This window comes from Micromonospora sp. NPDC048909 (assembly GCF_040649635.1).
In the GTDB taxonomy this organism is placed as follows: domain Bacteria; phylum Actinomycetota; class Actinomycetes; order Mycobacteriales; family Micromonosporaceae; genus Micromonospora.
Window position 1 is genome coordinate 672,212 of the sequence record NZ_JBEZFU010000001.1, and the last position, 16,132, is coordinate 688,343.

Sequence of the window (16,132 nt, forward strand, 5' to 3'; positions counted from 1 at the left end):
CGGGCCGGGCGCCCCCGGGTCCTCACGCCTCCAGGTGCCGCTCCAGCGCCGCGCGCAGGTGGTTCTTCGGCCGGGACCCGACGATCGAGCCGACCAGTTCACCGTGTCGGAAGATCAGCAGGGTGGGCAGCGACATGACCTGGTAACGGCGAGTGGTCTGCGGGTTCTCGTCCGAGTTGAGGGTGGCGATGCTCAGCCGCCCGGCGAACTCCCCGGCCAGCTCGGCGAGGCTGCGGGAGATGGCGTGGCAGGGCGGGCACCACTGCGCCCAGACGTCGAGCACCACGGGCCGGTCGGCGCCGAGCACCGTGCTGGCGAAGGTCTCGTCGGTCACCGTGATCAGGGCGTGTTGCGCAACCTCAGGCATGTTCTCTCCCGTTCGGCGATGGCATGGGCGAGCTGGTCCCGCAGCTCCTGCCGGACCGTGTGCAGCCGGTCGATACCGGCGTCGACCTCGGCGAGTTTGCGGCGCAGCACCGCCACGGAATCCGGGCAGACGTGCCCGGAGGTGTTGCCGGCGCGCAGGCAGGCGACGAACGGGCGGATGTCGTCCAGCCCGAATCCGACCGCGAGCAGCGCCCGGATCTCGCGTACGACGTGCAGCTCCGCCTCGTCGTAGACCCGGTAACCGTTCGCCGAGCGGGCCGGGCGGACCAGCCCGTGCGTCTCGTAGTAGCGCAACGCCCGGGTGCTGGTGCCGGCGCGTTCCGCCAGTTCACCGATGAGCATCGGACCTCCCTCGCCGCCGGCGTCGCGTCCGACGCTAGACCTTGCCGTCGGCGTCAAGGCAAACCCCGAGTTGGGCCGGGACGCCGGTGAGCCGGTCGCCCCGCCGGTAGATTTCGGCCATGGCGATCCTCACCGACGACGACCTGGCCCTGCTGGCCGAGCCCCAGCTCGCGCACGTGGCGACCATCGAGGCGGACGGCAGCCCGCACGTCACGCCCGTCTGGGTGGACACCGACGGCGAGCACATCCTGTTCAACACGGTCAAGGGACGGGTGAAGTACGAGAACATCCGCCGCAACCCGGAGGTCGCGATCTCCGTGGTCGACAAGGCCGACGACTTCCGCACGCTCTGGGTGAAGGGCACCGCCGAGCTGGTGCCCGGCGACGCCGACGCGCACATCGACCGGATGGCGAAGAAGTACCTCGGCGAGGACACCTACCCGTTCCGCCGGGAGGGCGACGAGCGGGTGATCGTCCAGGTCACCCTGACCGAGAAGCTCGGCCGGGGCTGAGCAGTCAGGCGGTCTTGCGGGCCGTCTTCTTCGCCGCCGTCTTCTTGGGCGCGGCCTTCTTCTCGGCCTCGGTGGTCTTCTTCGCGGCGCTCTTCTTCGCCGCCGCCTTCTTCGGTGCGGCCTTCTTCTCGGCGGTCTTCTTGGCCGGCGCCTTCGCCGCCTTCTTCTGCGCGGCGGCCTTCTGTGCGGAGCGGGCCGACGAGATCGGGGTCGGCTCGGCGCCGCCACCGCGGGCCGGCTCCTCGCCGCGCGCCGCCCGGGCCCGCTCCACGGACGCCTTCAGCGCGGCCATCAGGTCCACCGCCGCCGCCGGGGCCTCCTCGACCTCCTCCGGCTGGACCACCTCGCGGCCCTCGACCTTGGCGTCGATGACCTCCTGCAACGCGGCCCGGTAGTCGTCGGTGAAGGCGTCCGGCTCGAAGTCGCCGGCCATCGAGTCGATCAGCGAACTGGCCATCGCCAGCTCCGGCGGCCGGACCTTGAGGTCCTCGTCGAGGAAGCCGAAGTCGGGGGTACGCACCTCGTCGGGCCAGAGCATGGTGTTGAGCAGCAGCACGCCCTCGCGGACCCGCAGGGTGGCCAGCTGTTCCCGCTGGCGCAGCGCCACCTTGACGATGGCCACCCGCTCCGAGTCGGTCAGCGCGTCCCGCAGCAGCACGTACGGCTTGGTCGCCGCGCCGTCCGGCTCGAGGAAGTAGGCCTTGTTGTAGAGGATCGGGTCGACCTGCTCGGCCGGGACGAACTCCAGCACGTCGATCGCGTGCGAGGTGGTCAGCGGCAGCTCGGCGAAGTCCTCGTCGGTGAGGATCACCATCTCGCCGCCGCCGATGTCGTAGCCCTTGGCGATGTCGTCGTAGGTGACCTCTTCGCCACAGACGGAGCAGGTGCGCTTGTAGCGGATCCGTCCACCGTCCTCCCGGTGCACCTGGTGGAACCGGATGTCCTTCTCCTCCGTGGCGGAGTAGAGCTTGACCGCGATCGAGACCAGCCCGAACGAGACCGCTCCCTTCCAGATGGCGCGCATGCTGGCTCCTCTCCCCGCGTAATGACCAGGATCGCAAACGATCGAAGCGGGCGCGAGGACTTCCGCCGCGAACTACAGTCATTGGGTGCCCGGCGCGCCGCTCAAGCCGATGCTCGCGATGACCGGGCAGCTCCCGGCGGGCGCCGGCTGGGCCTACGAGTTCAAGTGGGACGGGGTCCGCGCGCTCGCCGACATCTCCGGCGGTGGGCAGCACCTCTACGCCCGCTCCGGCGTGGAGATCACCGCCGCGTACCCGGAACTGGCGTCCCTACGTGACCAGGTCGGCGACGCGCTGCTCGACGGCGAGGTGGTGCTGCTCGGCGAGACCGGGCAGCCCTCGTTCACCGCCCTGGCCGAGCGGATGCACGTGCGGGACCGGAACAAGGCGGCCCGGCTGGCAGCCGTCATGCCGGTCACCTACATGATCTTCGACCTGCTCCGGCTCGACGGCGAGGACCTGACCGGCTGGCCGTACGAACGCCGCCGGGAGACCCTCGACGGCCTGGCGCTGGGTGGCGCGCGGTGGGCGGTCCCGCCGGTCTTTCCCGACGGTCCGGCCACCTACCAGGCCGCCGGGGAGCACGGCCTGGAGGGAGTGATGGCCAAGCGGGTCGGATCGGTCTACCGGCCCGGGGTCCGCTCGCCGGACTGGGTGAAGGTCAAGCTGGAGGTGACCGGCGACTTCGTGGTCGGCGGCTGGCGGCCGGGCGCGCGCCGGATCGGCGGGCTGCTCGTCGGGGTGCCCCGCCCGGACGGGCGGCTCACCTACCGTGGCCGGGTCGGTGGTGGGATCGGCGCGGCCATCGAGCGGCAACTCCTCGCCGAGCTGGAGCCGCTGCGCGCCCCCGGCTCGCCGTTCGCGGGCGACGTGCCCCGCGAGGATGCCCGGGGCGCGATCTGGGTAACTCCCCGGGTCGTGGTGGAGGTGAAGTACGGCCAGCGCACCCCGGACGGGCGGTTACGGTTCCCCCGGGTGCTCCGGCTGCGACCGGACAAACCGCCCGAGGAGGTTGATGATGCCGGCTGACCGGTTGCGGGTGGACGTGGAGGGGCGTTCGCTGGAACTGTCCAACCTGGACAAGGTGCTCTATCCGGGCGCAGGGTTCACCAAGGGTGAGGTGATCGACTACTACACCCGGATCTCGCCCGTGCTCCTGCCGCACCTGCAGGACCGGGCGCTGACCCGGATCCGCTTCCCCAACGGGGTGGACGGCAATTCGTTCTTCGAGAAGAACAAGCCGGCGGCGACCCCGGACTGGGTCCGGACCGAGACGCTGCCCGCGCCGGGGTCGAGCAAGGGGCGGGAGACCATCGACTACGTGGTCTGTGACGAGCTGCCCACCCTGGTCTGGTTGGCGAACCTCGCCGCGTTGGAGCTGCACACGCCGCAGTGGAAGGTCGGCGAGCACCCGGACATGATGGTGGTCGACCTGGATCCGGGGGCGCCCGCCGGGCTGAAGGAATGCTGCGCGGTCGCGGTGCTGATGCGTGACCGGCTCGCCGACGACGGCATCGACAGCTACCCGAAGACCTCCGGCAAGAAGGGGATGCAGCTCTGCTGCCCGGTCGCCGGCACCCAGTCCGCCGACGACGTCTCCGCCTACGCCCGCCGGATCGCCCAGGAGCTGGAGCGGGCGCACCCGAAGCTGATCGTGTCGAAGATGGCGAAGAACCTGCGCCCCGGCAAGATCTTCATTGACTGGAGCCAGAACAACGCGGCGAAGACCACGGTGGCGCCCTACTCGCTGCGGGCCCAGGCGGCGCCGACGGTGTCGACGCCGCTGACCTGGGACGAGGTGGAGGCTGGCGCGGCGGGCAAGCGTCCGGCGACGAAGCCGTACACCGCCACCGAGGTGCTCAAGCGGGTGGAGAAGTCCGGCGACCTGCTCGCCCCGGTGCTCGACGGCGGCCCGGAGCTGCCAGCCCCCTGAATTCCGTTCTCCGCACCGTGCCCGCCCAGTCAGAGCGGAGCGCTCAGGTGACGCAACGTGTGGCTACGGATCGTGGTCGGGGTGGCGGCCTCCCACCCTTCCCCCTCGCATCCTTTGCTCTGCTTCAGCAGGGGCAACACCGCGCTGAGCTGCTAATCCGCGGATCGGCTACCCCAGGCCAACCGTCGCCGTCTGTAACTCGCCGTTACTGTTGCCTCCGCTGAAGCAGAGCAAAGGGTCCGGGGTGGGTCGGTCGGCGGCCCGGCTAGGTCGCGCTGCGTGACCGGCGACCGGGGCTCCGCGCGTCCATTTCGCCCCGATCGTCCTGGCCGGGGGCGCGGCCAGGTCGTCGGCGTCCGCCGGCCTCGTACGGCTGGGCCCGACCCGAATCCGGTTGACGGCGGTGTCCGGGCTCGCGCCTACTGACTCACCGGAGCGCGGCCGGCGGGGCCGCGGCGCGGAGGACGAAGGACGACGGTGGACCCGACGACTCTCACCTGGCAGCCGTACGGCGAAGAGCACCTGCCGGCCCTGACCGGGCTGGCCCAGGCCTGTCTCGCTGCCGACGGGGGACTGCCACTGTTCGTCCAGTCGCCGCTGCTGCGGGCGCGGCTGCTCCAGGCCCGTACCCTCGGCGCCTGGCATGACGGCGAGCTCGTGGCGGCCGTCGGTGTGGGCACCGACCGGCGCCCGGTCTCGATGACCGGCCTCGTGCACCCGGCTTGGCGCGGGCGGGGCCTCGGCGGCCGGCTGCTGAGCTGGGCGGGCGAGCAGGCCGGAAGCGAGGAACTGCTGGTGACCACCGAGACGTGGAGCTCGGGCGCAGAGGCTCTGTTCGCAGCGCGCGGCTTCGACCGGACCTTCGTCGAGTGGGTGCAGCGGCACGACCTCGGGACCCTCCCGGACGTGGCGGCACCTGAGGGCCTACGTGCCGAGCCGGTGACCTGGGCAGCCGGCCCAGAGCTGTTCGCGACCTACCAGGCGTCCTTCGCCGACCGGCCCGGCTTCCGCGCTCCCGAGGCCGAGGAGTGGCTGGGCGAGCTGCGCGAGGACGACGAGTACCGGCCGGACCTCTCCCTGCTGGCCCGGGGGCCGGACGGGCGCCCGGTCGGCTTCGTCAACGTCATCGGCACCTGGATCGACCAGGTGGGCGTCGTTCCGGAGTGGCGGAAGCGGCGGGTCGGGGCTTACCTGGTGGCGCGGGCGTTGCGCTCGCTGGCGGGCGACGGGGCCGGCGAGGCCTGGCTCTGCGTCAATGACGACAACCCGGCTGCCGCCCTCTACCGCCGGCTGGGCTTCGCCGACGCCGGCCGGCGCGCCCGCTACCTGCTACGCCACCCCTGACGCGCGGCGAAGGCCCGGCGCCCACCCGTGGTGGACGCCGGGCCCGGGGGCGACCCCGGCCGACCGCTGTCGGGGCCGCCATACGGGTCAGCCGCGCCCGAAGACCTTCCGGCTGGACCCGAGCCGCAGCAGGACCGTCTCGCCGGTGGCGTCCTGGACCGCGTCGTTGTCGGTGATCGCGTACACCTCGCCGTTGCCGGCCACGGTCAAGCCCTCGAGCTTCTCCTGCGTCCACCCGTTGGTGGCGCGCAGCGCGGGCAGCACGTCGACCGCGAGCGTCTTCGGCAGCACGCGCAGCGGGCCGGGCGCCGCGGCCCCGCCGGGCAGCGGCACGGTGTAGATCCGCTTCACCGTGGCGGCCGGGCCGTTCAGCTTGTCCCGCTCGATGACCGCGAGGCGGTCGCCGACCACGGTGATCTCGGACAGCCCCATCCAGTCACCCGGCACGGTGGTGCTGCCCAGCTGGTAACCGAACCAGCTCCAGGTGCCGGCCGTGACGTCGTACCGGCCCAGCCGGACCACGCCGGCCGGGTCGGTGCTCAGCTCCCGCTGCACAGCCACCCAGACAATCTCCCGGCCCTGCCGGTCGGTGGTCGCGGTGACCCCCTCCAGGCCCTGCTTGGCCAGGCCGGCGGCGACCTCGGTGGGCAGTGCGACGGTCTGCCGGGTGACCCCGGCGGCGTCGAGACGGACCAGCTTGTTCTCCGCGCCCGTGGCGCCCTCCACGGCGAGCCAGAAGCCGCCCTGCGGGCGGGCGAAGATGCCCTCGGCGTCGTACCCGACCGGCGCGCCGGTCGCGTCCTTCACCGGCAGCGCGCCGGTGATCACGGCCGGGGTCCGCTTCGCGTCGATGGTGAGGATCCGGGTCTGGCTGTACGCCGCGTCGGTGACGCTGTAGAGCTGGTCGCGCTTGCCGGGCGCCGCGGTCAGCGCGCCGAGCGCCCCCCAGCCGATCGGCGTGCCGGCCCGGTCGGTGCCGGAGACGATGCTCGGGAAGGCGGGAGTGCCCTTGCCCAGTTGGAAGAGCGAGACCGAGGCGCGGACGTTGACCGAGGCGTCGTCCTCCTCGCTGGAGACCGCGAGCAGGCCGCGCGACGGGATGGGCAGCAGCCCCTCCGGCCCGTTCGTGGTGGGCAGCACCTGCTTGAACACCGGCGCGGTCGGGCGGCTCAGGTCGTAGACGGCGACGAAGTTGCTCCGCTCCGAGCCGACGAACGCGTACCGCACGCCGTCGTACTCGGCGACGGCGACGCCCTCCGGCTCGGTGCCCTTCTTGCCGGCCCGATCCTCGTTGTGCAGGCCGTAGGTGACGGCGAGCCGCTCGAAGCTGTTGCCGGCGTCCCAGGCGACCCGCCCGGTACGGCTGTCGAAGACGGACCAGCCGCGGGTGCCGCCCCGCCAGTCGCCCTCGTTCGCCGTCGCCAGGTAGCGGTCGTCGATCCAGGAGACCGCGTCCGGCTCGCGCGGCACGTCGGTGATCGACCCGGTGAGGTCGATGACCCCGTCCTTCTTGGTGTCGATCCCGCTGATCGTGGCGGTGCCGGCGCTGAACACCTTCGTGAGCCGGCCGGTGGGCAGGTCGATCAGGGCGACGCCGTTGTTCTCCTGGAGGGTCACCGCCAGCTCGTCCCGGCTGTTGATCGAGACGTACTCCGGCTCCGGGTCGGTCGGCGCGGCGAGGCCGGCCTGGACCAGGGCGGGCAGCGCCTGACCGTTGGCGCCCGTCAGTGGAACCGGCCGCAGCCGCCAGCCGGCCGGCGACGTGCCGGTCAGGTCGACGATCTGCACGAAGCCCGCCGGGAGCTGGGGCAGGTCGCCCTCCTCACCGCCGGGCGGGGTGGCCTCCTCGTCGCGCTCGTTCTCGATCGCGATCGCGGCGTACCGCTTGTTCCTGCTGATCGCGATCGAGTCGGGCTGACCGCCGAGGTCGAAGCTCCTGACCCGCTTGCGGGTGGCCAGCTCGATCACGTCGAGGCGGCCGGACGGCTCGGTGTAGCTGCTGCTGGTGTTCACCACCACCAGCACGTACCTGCCGACCACGGCCACCGACGTGGGCTCGTCCTCGGCGTTGCCGAGCTGGGCCAGGGAGAGGGTGCCGAGGCCGCGCGGCCGGTCGGCCCGGGAGATGTCGAGGAAGCCGATCCGGCGGGCCAGCGCGTCCGTGTGGATCAGGGTGCGGCCGTCCTCGCTGACCGCCGAGATCTCGGCGACCGTCGGGGTCGCCGGGTCCTCGCCGGCCGGCCGGTTCTCGAAGACCGGGTAGGTGGCGACCCGGTCGAAGGCGAGCGGCTTGCCCGGGTGGTGCCCGCCCGCCGACGCCGAGGTGGCACCGGTCAGGCTGGCGGCTGCGACACTGGCCGCAGTGAGCGCCGTAAATGCTCTTCTGAATGTCAAGGACTTCCTCCGTAAGGTCATGCCCGGACGGAGGCTGACACCCGAGGGGGAGCATCAGCTTGCGGGGACGTGAACAGTCGGCGAAGCGCGCCGCAGCCGCCACCAGGCACCCCCGATCAGGGCGAACGTGACCACACTGACCGCGATGTCGCCGGTCAACGCCGCCGCCGGAGACGCCGCGGCGTACGGCGGCACGAGGTAGGCGAAAGCGGCGGCGGAGATCACGCTGGCCGAGCCGGCGGCGAGCACGTGCCGCTGCCCCCAGCCGGCGCGCCCGGACCAGCGCACGATCAGGCCCCCGACGACGGCCGCGACCGCCAGCGCGATGCCCACCCCGACCCACCCGGGCGCCAGGGCGGTGCCGAAGTGGGCGATCAGCACCAGCAGCGCCACCAGGATCGGGCGCGGCGCCCGGACGGTGCGTGGCGGTGCCGGCGATCGCCAGCGGGGCAGCAGGGCCGCGCCGACGAGGATGAGGATCACTGTGGCGGCGAAGGCCAGTTGAAGCGGGCTGGCCAGGAAGCCCTTCCGGCCACTCTCGTCGGAGAAGATCAGCAGGCTGCCGGCCAGCCAGAGCAGCACGACCACCACCAGGCCCGGCCGGCCCAGCCACGGCCGCAGCCGGCGGCCCGCCCCGAGGTACGACTCGACGATCGCGATCGGCGCGCAGATGGTCAGCATGATGTGGTTGCCCACGTAGTCGAACGCCTGCCGGACGCTGAACCCGAGCCCGGGCACCAGCGTCGCCGCGGCGGCGGCCTGGGTGTCGGCGTACTCCGTGTCGTCCAGGTAGTCGGGGTTGAACAGCGACTGGTCGACCAGGCCGGCCTGGACCACGCCGAACGCGGCGGCGAGCAGCACGATCACCGGCCAGCCGCCGCCGAGGTGCCGGGCGGTCTCCCGGATCAGGATTGCCGCCCCGCCGTACATCGGGCCGAGGAAGACCACCACCGGGAGAAAGTCGTCGAGGGTGAAGCCGCCCCACGAACACTCGGCGGCCCACGGGGCGAGCACCAGCAGGGCCAGCACCGGCGCGAGCCGCCGGGGCAGTGACGGCCGGTCCGCAGGTGCGGCGGCGGTGCGGGGAAGGGTGGTCATCGAGGCTCCTCGGGGCACTCGGGGTCACCCGGCACGGTGCCCGAGCCGCCCGGCCCGCCGATACGGCCATCGGCCGACGCCCCACGCGACCAAAGTCGACCGGCACGCGACCGCATCGGCCCGCACCGCACCGACCGCCCAACAGCGCGGGTCGCCGTGGCCGGCGGACCGGCGGTTAGGGTGGTCCCGACCGGCAGGAGGGCCTCCGATGACCGCCAGCACACACGTCACCGTCACGGCCGACGCACCGCGCGACGCCGATTCTCCGCTGCTCACCTACCTGGACGACGCCACCGGCGATCGGGTCGACCTGACCGCGACGCAGCTCGGCGGCTGGGCGGCGCGCACCGCGGGCCTGCTGCGGGACGGCTGCGGGCTGACCCCGGGCAGCCGGGTGGCGGTGCTGCTACCGCCGCACTGGCGTACCGCTGCGGTGTTGTTGGGCGCCTGGGCGGTCGGCCTGGCGGTGTCGTTCCGGCCTCGCGCCACCGCGGGCCTGCCGGTCCTCGAACCCGGCGGCGACCTGCCGTACGACGCGGTCTTCGTGACTCAGGAACGGCTCGACGACTGGCTGGAGGACGTGCCCGACGGGACGCACCGCTACCTCGTCGGCACCGGCCCCGACCCGCTGGCCGACGTGCCGGTCGGCTGGCTCGACTGGTCCCGCGAGGTGCTGCGGCACCCCGACGTGGCACCCGACCACGCCGCCATCCGCCCGACCGACCCGGCCAGCCCGGACGGCACCACCTACGGCGACTGGGGCGCGATCGCCCGCGAGATGGCCCAGATGTGGGACCTGTGCGCCGGGGACCGGCTCCTGGTCGACGCGGCCGAGCACGAGCAGCCGCTGAAGTGGCTGCTCGCGCCGCTGTCCGCCGGGGCATCCGTGGTGCTCTGTGCCAACCTCGACCCGGCGAAGCGGGACGCGCGGGTCGCCGCCGAGCAGGTCACCCGGGTCCTCTGAGCCGCGCCCGTCCCGCGGCGCAGCGCGCCAGGTGATCGGCGCGCAGCGCACACCGACGGAGAACACGTACGAAGGCCCTGGTCAGGACGTCAGTCCCAGCCAGGGCCTTTCGACGTTGCTCCGGCGACCAGCACGGGCCGCCCGGCGTTCAGCCGAGCCAGCGCCGGATCGCGGTCACCGCCCGGCGGCTGTAATCGTCGACCTGGGAACGCTCGCTGGAGGTGCCTTCCCACCCCTGTTCCCAGAGCACGGTCACCACGTCACCGATCCGAATCGCCCGGATCAACCGCACAGTGTTGCCGCCGGTCGGGTCACCGTTGACGTCCCGAGCCGGCTCGCTCATCTCGAACAGCACGGAGTCGTCGCCGAAGTCGCCGCTGTTCAACAGCCGCTGCCGGGAGACAACCCCCTCTACGCGCTCCTGCTCGGGGCAGTTCTGCACAGCCCGGCGGAGGTCGCCCATCCAGGCCGCGGCCTTCCCGGACCGGTAGATGGTGATGCTGTGCAGGTAACTGCCGTCTGGCACATGCCCCTCGGGGGTGTCCGGCTTCCGGTAGACCAGTTTCTTGGTCCGGCGCTGCACCAGGGACTCGTCGCTGGGGTAACGGGCGCCGCAGAGCTTCGGCAGGGCGTCCTCAAAGACGAAGGCGGGTGGCGAGGCGACGGTTCCGGCCGGCTGGGTGAAGAAGGCCCGGTCGGGGATGCTGGTCGGAGTGTCGGGAGCTTCGCTCCGGTTCGTCGGCGGCTTTCCGGCGCTCGGCGTGGTCGCCAACCCGGTCGGGTCCACCGGCGACGGCGAGGTGGTAGCCGTCGGGGACGGTGTCGTGGTCGCCGACGGCGTGCTCACCGACGGCGTGCTGCCGGGGGTGACGACCTGGGCGCCCTGGTTCGCCGTCAGCACCAACTGGCTGCCGGCCGCCGTAGCAACCACCAGGACCGCCGCGGCCAGCGCCGTGACCGTTCCACGGGCACGGGCACGCCGGTCGGCCCGGCGCCGCAGCGCGTCTGGAGGCGTCAGCACCTGCTCGTCGGCGTCCTCGGCCAGGGAGCGGTAGAAACTGTCCAGTTCACGCGACACCAGTGGCCTCCATTTCCTCGGGCGAGACATCGGGCAGCAGGGCGGCGAGCCGCGACCGGCCACGCGACAACCACGACTTGACGGTTCCGATCGGCGCGTTCGTCTCCCGCGCGATGTCCTCCACGGACATGTCGAACAGGTAGTGCAGCGCCAGTGCCTGGCGCTGCGCCGCGGGCAACTGCCGGAGCGCACCCACCAGCAGGACGGTGTCGTCAGCCGGCGGACGAACCACGTCCGGTGGGCCGTAACGGGCGATCGCCGCTCGCCAGCCGCTGAGCCGACGCCACCGGTCCGCCGCCAGCCGGGCCACGACGAGACGGACCCACGCCTCGGGTGCGGGGTGGTCGGAGAGCTTCCGCCAGTGCCGCCACGCCCGGGCGAACGCCTCCTGCACGAGGTCCTGCGCCTCGGTGTGATCCCCGGCCACCGCGTACCCGTAGCGCAGCATCCGTTTCCTGCTGCTCCGGTAGAAATCGTCGAAGCTCTCTGCGTCCCTCATCCACCTCTGCCCGTTCTGCTGACTGACACGCATGGGGGACGGACGAGCGTGCCGGCGGGTTGCGGTCGTGCCGAGAAATTTTCCCGTCCGTTCGGGGCTGGGGTCTTGTCGCATGTCGGCAGCAACGCTGACACCCACACCGCCCGCCGCCGAGCAGTGGTCGGTCGCAGAAGACCCAGTGGCGTACGCCCCTGCTCGTCCTCGGCCGCCACGGTCACCCCGCCCGGCCAGCGGGGGGAACTTGGTTTCCAAACCGTCCGGGCGCTTTTGTAAGAGCGCTCCTCGGCCCGCTACCGTTACATCGACATTAGTCATTTGAACAGGGCTTTTGTCGGCGCTACTGACGTGGTCTTATACCGGGCAGACGACGTCATTGACCTGGGTCATGGCAACCCCGCGTCGATTCCGCACCGCGTCCATCCCTTGAAAGGTGCACCGATGCACAGGAGACCTATCTACCGACTGGCAGTCCTCACCGCCACCGCCGCGACGTTGCTGGCGTCCGGTGGCGCCTACGGCGCGGTGGCGGCAGCACCCCTGACCGTCTCCCCGGGTGTCGAGGCGTGTGAGCCGGGTGCCGACGAGCACAGCGTGGCCCGGGTCGCCGAGGGCGCCACCGCAAAAGAGCCGGAGCTGTACTCCAAGAACGAGGCGAACGCCTACGGCGTGATCAAGGATTCGCCGCGCCTGGCCAACGGCAGCGTCACCGTGCCCACGATCTTCCACATGGTCTCCGACCACCCGCTCAGCGCGGCGGAGACGACCAGGTGGAACACCCTGATCGCGGCACAGATGACGGTGCTCAACGACTCGTTCGCGGGCCGTACGGCGGCGAACGCCTCGGACACGCCGTTCCGGTTCTCGCTCGTCGACACCACGTGGACGGTGAACAGCGACTGGTACACCGTCGTGCCGGGCAAGAACGAGCGGAACATGAAGCAGGCGCTGTACACCGGCGACGCCCGCACCCTGAACGTCTACGCGGCCAACATCGGCGGCGGGCTCCTCGGCTGGGCGTACTTCCCGAAGGGTTACAACAACGGCCGGGACTACATCGACGGTGTGGTGATGCTCGACGAGTCGATGCCGGGCGGAACGGCGGGCAAGTACGCGCTGGGCGACACGCTGACGCACGAGGTCGGGCACTGGCTGATGCTGGAGCACACCTTCGCGCACGGGTGCTCCGCTTCCGGCGACTTCGTCGCGGACACTCCGCGCGAGGCGGCGCCCCAGTTCGACTGCCCGGTGGGCGCGGACACCTGCACCGCGCCCGGGCTGGACCCGATCCACAACTTCATGGACTACACGCAGGACTCCTGCATGAACATGTTCACCGCGGGACAGGCGGACCGGATGAGCGACGCCTGGGTGGCGTTCCGATCCGGTGGCGGCAAGTAACCGAGCATTGCCGGGTTGACGGGCCGCGCTCAGCGGCCCGTCAACCCCTTTCGGGCCTCGGGATCGCGTTGCTAGTCGACGGTCGGAAGCTTCGGGCCGAGGACGTCGTCGGCGTCCACGATGGTGTACGCGTACCCCTGCTCGGCCAGGAACCGCTGCCGGTGCGCCGCGTACTCGGTGTCGATCGTGTCCCGGGAGACGACCGTGTAGAAGTGCGCCTGTCGGCCGTCGGCCTTGGGGCGGAGCACCCGGCCCAGCCGCTGCGCCTCCTCCTGCCGGGAGCCGAACGTCCCGGACACCTGGATCGCCACCGCCGCCTCCGGCAGGTCGATGGAGAAGTTGCCGACCTTCGAGATGACCAGGGTACGGATCTCGCCGGAGCGGAACGCGTCGAAGAGCCGCTCGCGTTCCTTGTTGGTGGTCGAGCCCTGCACGATCGGCGCGTCGAGGTATTCGCCCAGCTGGTGCAGCTGGTCGATGTAGCCGCCGATCACCAGCACCTGGTCGCCCTTGTGCCGGTCGACCAGCGCCCGCACCACCGGCAGCTTCGTCCGGGCGGTCGCCGCCATCCGGTAGCGCTCCTCGGCCTCCGCCGTCGCGTACGCCATCCGCTCCGCGTCGGTCAGGGTCACCCGGACCTCGGTGCACTCGGCCGGGGCGATCCAGCCCTGCGACTCGATGTCCTTCCACGGCGCGTCGTACCGCTTGGGGCCGATCAGGCTGAACACGTCGCCCTCCCGGCCGTCCTCGCGGACCAGGGTCGCGGTCAGGCCGAGCCGGCGGCGGGCCTGCAGGTCCGCGGTGAACCGGAAGATCGGCGCGGGCAGCAGGTGCACCTCGTCGTAGATGACCAGGCCCCAGTCGCGGGCGCCGAAGAGGTCCAGGTGGGTGAAGGCGCCGCCGCGCCGCGAGGTGAGCACCTGGTACGTGGCGATGGTGACCGGACGGATCTCCTTGCGCTCGCCCGAGTACTCGCCGATCTCCTCCTCGGTCAGCGAGGTGCGCGCGACCAGTTCCCGCTTCCACTGCCGGCCGGCCACCGTGTTGGTGACCAGGATCAGCGTGGTCGCCTTGGCCTCGGCCATCGCGGCCGCGCCCACCAGCGTCTTGCCGGCGCCGCAGGGGAGCACCACCACGCCCGACCCGCCGGCCCAGAACGTCTCCACCGCCTCCCGCTGGTACGACCGCAGCGTCCACGGCTTGCGGCCGTCCTTGCCGGCCTCGGCCAGCTCGATCGGGTGCGCCTCGCCGTCCACGTAGCCGGCCAGGTCCTCGGCCGGCCAGCCGAGCTTGAGCAGCGCCTGCTTGAGCCGGCCCCGCTCGGAGGGGTGCACCGCGATGGTGTCGTCGTCGATCCGCGCGCCGAGCATGCCGGCGAGCTTCTTGCTCTTGGCGACCTCGACCAGCACCACCCGGTCGAACGCTCGCAGCACCAGCCCGTGCACCGGGTCGTTGGCGAGCTGGAGGCGGCCGTACCGGTCCATCGTCTCGGCCACGTCCACCAGCAGCGCGTGCGGGACGGGGTAGCGGGAGAACTTGATCAGCGCGTCGACGACGCTCTCGGCGTCGTGCCCCGCGGCCCGGGCGTTCCAGAGCCCGAGCGGGGTCAGCCGGTAGGTGTGCACGTGCTCCGGGGAGCGCTCCAGCTCCGCGAAGGGCGCGATGGCCATCCGGCAGGCCTGTGCGTCGGGGTGGTCGATCTCCAGCAGCAGGGTCTTGTCCGACTGCACGATCAGTGGTCCACCGCTCACGCCAGCGTCCTCTCCTCGGGGTTGCCGCCAGTCGGTTACCCGCTACGGCGAGTGACCGGCCGCAGGCCGACCATCCAGTGTTGCACGCGGCGGGAGGTCGGAAGAAAAATGCTCACCCGATGCAACCGGTCTGGCACTTATAAACGTCTACGAAGGGGACGGTTCTGCAGGGAGGGCTCATGAAGCGCGTTCGACTCACTTCCCGGCTGGTCGCCCTGGTGGTGGTCACGCTGGTCGGCGCCGGCGCGTGCGCGCTCGACCCGTCGACCGGCGGGAGTGGTGGCGGGGGAGCCGCCCCGGCCGGAGCGGCGGAACAGGCATCGGGGGCGAGCGCAGCGCCCGGTACCGACCAGCGTGACCAACCCGCGACGACGACGCCGGAGCCGACCGCGTCCCGAACGACCCCGCCGAAGCCCAGGCCGTCGCCGACCCGCACCGCGCCGAAGCCGGCGACCAGCACCACCCCGGCCGGTTGCCCGCAGGGCGAGCAGCAGCGGGCGGTGGAGACCTACCTGGCCCAGCTGGGCGGGTTCGGCGCGGTGACCGTCGACGGCCGGCAGTCCGCCGCAGACTGCGCCGCGATCAAGAAGTTCCAGCAGCGGTACGACATCCGGCCGGCCGCCGGCCGCGCCGGCCCGACGACGTACGACGTGGCGAAGCGACTCGCCACCACCGACACCAGCCGGTGCCGGGCCGGCTCGGGCACCACGTTCTGCATCGACCTGACCCGGCAGACCACCTGGGTGATGCGCAACGGCAAGGTGCTCGTGAAGCCCACGGTGACCCGGACCGGGATGTCCGGCTACCGGACGCCGGCCGGCACCTTCACGATCAACTACCGGAACGTCAAGGAGTGGTCCAACCCGTACGAGGTCTGGCTGCCGTACTGGCAGCACTTCACCCAGGGCATGGGCTTCCACGAGACCACCACCTACCTGCACAACAAGTCGATCGGCTCGCACGGCTGCGTCAACCTGCTGCACCGCGACGCGGTCCGCTACTGGGAGCTGGGCAAGGTCGGCAGTCGGGTGGTCCTGATCGGGCGACGCCCCGGCACCTGAGCCGCCCGAATCCGGGATTTATCCCCTGTCACTTCCGCCCCGCCGGTGCCACGCTGGACGTCTGGCGTCGCGCCGGCGGGGAGGGGCGGAAGATGACGGTCGATCGTGACGTGGTCCCCGAACACGACCGGGCGCCGGCCGGCGAGGTCTCCACCGCCACCCTGGTCGCGTACGCGGTCGCCGGCGTGGTGCTTTTTGGCTGGTTCCTCTTCGGCTGGCTGGTGCTCCGGCAGGGCTTCGTCAACTCCGTCGGCGAGACGGCCGGCGCCGGCTTCGCGCTGCTGCTGGTGATCGCGGTCGTCGGCACGGTCCGCCGCAGCCGCCGCTGACCGGCCCGACCTCGGTCGCA

General features: G+C 71.8%; 16 protein-coding genes. 8 read left to right on the forward strand and 8 right to left on the reverse strand.

Annotated elements, in window-relative coordinates; translation table 11 throughout:
- Window positions 1–22 precede the first annotated feature (22 nt).
- Both AB0C04_RS03240 and AB0C04_RS03245 read right to left on the reverse strand, forming a co-directional pair.
- A complete protein-coding gene (locus AB0C04_RS03240) occupies window positions 23–367 on the reverse strand; it encodes a thioredoxin domain-containing protein (RefSeq protein ID WP_357047457.1) in 345 nt (114 codons plus the stop codon).
- Window positions 340–729, reverse strand: a complete 390-nt coding sequence (locus AB0C04_RS03245) for a MerR family transcriptional regulator (protein WP_357047460.1) — start codon at window positions 727–729, stop codon at window positions 340–342. Before AB0C04_RS03245 ends, AB0C04_RS03240 begins: the two co-directional genes overlap by 28 nt.
- Before the next feature lie 119 nt (window positions 730–848).
- Between AB0C04_RS03245 and AB0C04_RS03250 the strand changes: the two genes are divergently transcribed.
- On the forward strand, window positions 849–1,241 hold the full coding sequence (locus AB0C04_RS03250; RefSeq protein ID WP_350867924.1) for a PPOX class F420-dependent oxidoreductase: 393 nt from the start codon (window positions 849–851) through the stop codon (window positions 1,239–1,241).
- Between the two features lie 4 nt (window positions 1,242–1,245).
- Here AB0C04_RS03250 and AB0C04_RS03255 read toward each other — a convergent pair whose 3' ends face one another.
- The gene (locus tag AB0C04_RS03255) at window positions 1,246–2,265 is read right to left on the reverse strand and encodes a Ku protein (protein ID WP_357047466.1); all 1,020 of its coding nucleotides are present in this window, start codon (window positions 2,263–2,265) and stop codon (window positions 1,246–1,248) included.
- Between the two features lie 85 nt (window positions 2,266–2,350).
- Here AB0C04_RS03255 and ligD (AB0C04_RS03260) point away from each other — a divergent pair, with 85 nt between their 5' ends.
- From ligD (AB0C04_RS03260) to AB0C04_RS03270, 3 genes are all read left to right on the forward strand, one after another.
- Entirely contained in the window at window positions 2,351–3,292 is a 942-nt protein-coding gene (gene ligD, locus AB0C04_RS03260) for a non-homologous end-joining DNA ligase (protein WP_357047469.1), read from the forward strand.
- Window positions 3,282–4,196 (forward strand): non-homologous end-joining DNA ligase, encoded by a 915-nt coding sequence (gene ligD, locus AB0C04_RS03265; RefSeq protein ID WP_357047472.1) that lies wholly within the window; start codon window positions 3,282–3,284, stop codon window positions 4,194–4,196. Before ligD (AB0C04_RS03260) ends, ligD (AB0C04_RS03265) begins: the two co-directional genes overlap by 11 nt.
- Window positions 4,197–4,673: 477 nt before the next feature.
- Window positions 4,674–5,540: a GNAT family N-acetyltransferase gene (locus AB0C04_RS03270; RefSeq protein ID WP_357047476.1), complete on the forward strand. Its 867-nt coding sequence runs from the start codon at window positions 4,674–4,676 to the stop codon at window positions 5,538–5,540.
- Between the two features lie 87 nt (window positions 5,541–5,627).
- Here the strand turns inward: AB0C04_RS03270 and AB0C04_RS03275 are convergent, their stop codons facing one another.
- Window positions 5,628–7,934, reverse strand: a complete 2,307-nt coding sequence (locus AB0C04_RS03275; RefSeq protein WP_357047479.1) for an esterase-like activity of phytase family protein — start codon at window positions 7,932–7,934, stop codon at window positions 5,628–5,630.
- 54 nt (window positions 7,935–7,988) lie between these two features.
- A complete protein-coding gene (locus AB0C04_RS03280) occupies window positions 7,989–9,032 on the reverse strand; it encodes a hypothetical protein (RefSeq protein WP_357047482.1) in 1,044 nt (347 codons plus the stop codon).
- 208 nt (window positions 9,033–9,240) lie between these two features.
- Between AB0C04_RS03280 and AB0C04_RS03285 the strand changes: the two genes are divergently transcribed.
- Window positions 9,241–9,996 (forward strand): TIGR03089 family protein, encoded by a 756-nt coding sequence (locus AB0C04_RS03285; protein ID WP_357047485.1) that lies wholly within the window; start codon window positions 9,241–9,243, stop codon window positions 9,994–9,996.
- A 148-nt stretch (window positions 9,997–10,144) separates the two neighbouring features.
- On the opposite strand, the gene AB0C04_RS03290 is transcribed toward AB0C04_RS03285, so the two are convergent.
- A complete protein-coding gene (locus tag AB0C04_RS03290) occupies window positions 10,145–11,074 on the reverse strand; it encodes a hypothetical protein (protein WP_357047488.1) in 930 nt (309 codons plus the stop codon).
- Window positions 11,064–11,573, reverse strand: coding sequence for a SigE family RNA polymerase sigma factor (locus AB0C04_RS03295; RefSeq protein ID WP_357047491.1), 510 nt, complete (start codon window positions 11,571–11,573; stop codon window positions 11,064–11,066). The genes AB0C04_RS03290 and AB0C04_RS03295 overlap by 11 nt, the downstream gene beginning before the upstream one ends.
- Before the next feature lie 438 nt (window positions 11,574–12,011).
- Here AB0C04_RS03295 and AB0C04_RS03300 point away from each other — a divergent pair, with 438 nt between their 5' ends.
- On the forward strand, window positions 12,012–12,971 hold the full coding sequence (locus AB0C04_RS03300; protein WP_357047494.1) for a zinc metalloprotease: 960 nt from the start codon (window positions 12,012–12,014) through the stop codon (window positions 12,969–12,971).
- Window positions 12,972–13,042: 71 nt separating this feature from the next.
- Here AB0C04_RS03300 and AB0C04_RS03305 read toward each other — a convergent pair whose 3' ends face one another.
- The gene (locus tag AB0C04_RS03305) at window positions 13,043–14,722 is read right to left on the reverse strand and encodes a DNA repair helicase XPB (protein ID WP_357047498.1); all 1,680 of its coding nucleotides are present in this window, start codon (window positions 14,720–14,722) and stop codon (window positions 13,043–13,045) included.
- Window positions 14,723–14,901: 179 nt separating this feature from the next.
- On the opposite strand from AB0C04_RS03305, the gene AB0C04_RS03310 reads away from it, so the two are divergent.
- Both AB0C04_RS03310 and AB0C04_RS03315 read left to right on the forward strand, forming a co-directional pair.
- Window positions 14,902–15,783: a L,D-transpeptidase family protein gene (locus AB0C04_RS03310; protein ID WP_357047501.1), complete on the forward strand. Its 882-nt coding sequence runs from the start codon at window positions 14,902–14,904 to the stop codon at window positions 15,781–15,783.
- Window positions 15,784–15,875: 92 nt separating this feature from the next.
- Entirely contained in the window at window positions 15,876–16,112 is a 237-nt protein-coding gene (locus tag AB0C04_RS03315) for a hypothetical protein (protein WP_357047504.1), read from the forward strand.
- Window positions 16,113–16,132: the final 20 nt, after the last annotated feature.

Coding starts and splice junctions, on each gene's coding strand:
- AB0C04_RS03240 (WP_357047457.1), bottom strand. CDS start 367: ATGCCTGAGGTTGCGCAACACGCCCTGATCACGGTGACCGACGAGACC.
- AB0C04_RS03245 (WP_357047460.1), bottom strand. CDS start 729: ATGCTCATCGGTGAACTGGCGGAACGCGCCGGCACCAGCACCCGGGCG.
- AB0C04_RS03250 (WP_350867924.1), top strand. CDS start 849: ATGGCGATCCTCACCGACGACGACCTGGCCCTGCTGGCCGAGCCCCAG.
- AB0C04_RS03255 (WP_357047466.1), bottom strand. CDS start 2,265: ATGCGCGCCATCTGGAAGGGAGCGGTCTCGTTCGGGCTGGTCTCGATC.
- ligD (WP_357047472.1), top strand. CDS start 3,282: ATGCCGGCTGACCGGTTGCGGGTGGACGTGGAGGGGCGTTCGCTGGAA.
- AB0C04_RS03280 (WP_357047482.1), bottom strand. CDS start 9,032: ATGACCACCCTTCCCCGCACCGCCGCCGCACCTGCGGACCGGCCGTCA.
- AB0C04_RS03285 (WP_357047485.1), top strand. CDS start 9,241: ATGACCGCCAGCACACACGTCACCGTCACGGCCGACGCACCGCGCGAC.
- AB0C04_RS03295 (WP_357047491.1), bottom strand. CDS start 11,573: ATGAGGGACGCAGAGAGCTTCGACGATTTCTACCGGAGCAGCAGGAAA.
- AB0C04_RS03300 (WP_357047494.1), top strand. CDS start 12,012: ATGCACAGGAGACCTATCTACCGACTGGCAGTCCTCACCGCCACCGCC.
- AB0C04_RS03310 (WP_357047501.1), top strand. CDS start 14,902: ATGAAGCGCGTTCGACTCACTTCCCGGCTGGTCGCCCTGGTGGTGGTC.
- AB0C04_RS03315 (WP_357047504.1), top strand. CDS start 15,876: ATGACGGTCGATCGTGACGTGGTCCCCGAACACGACCGGGCGCCGGCC.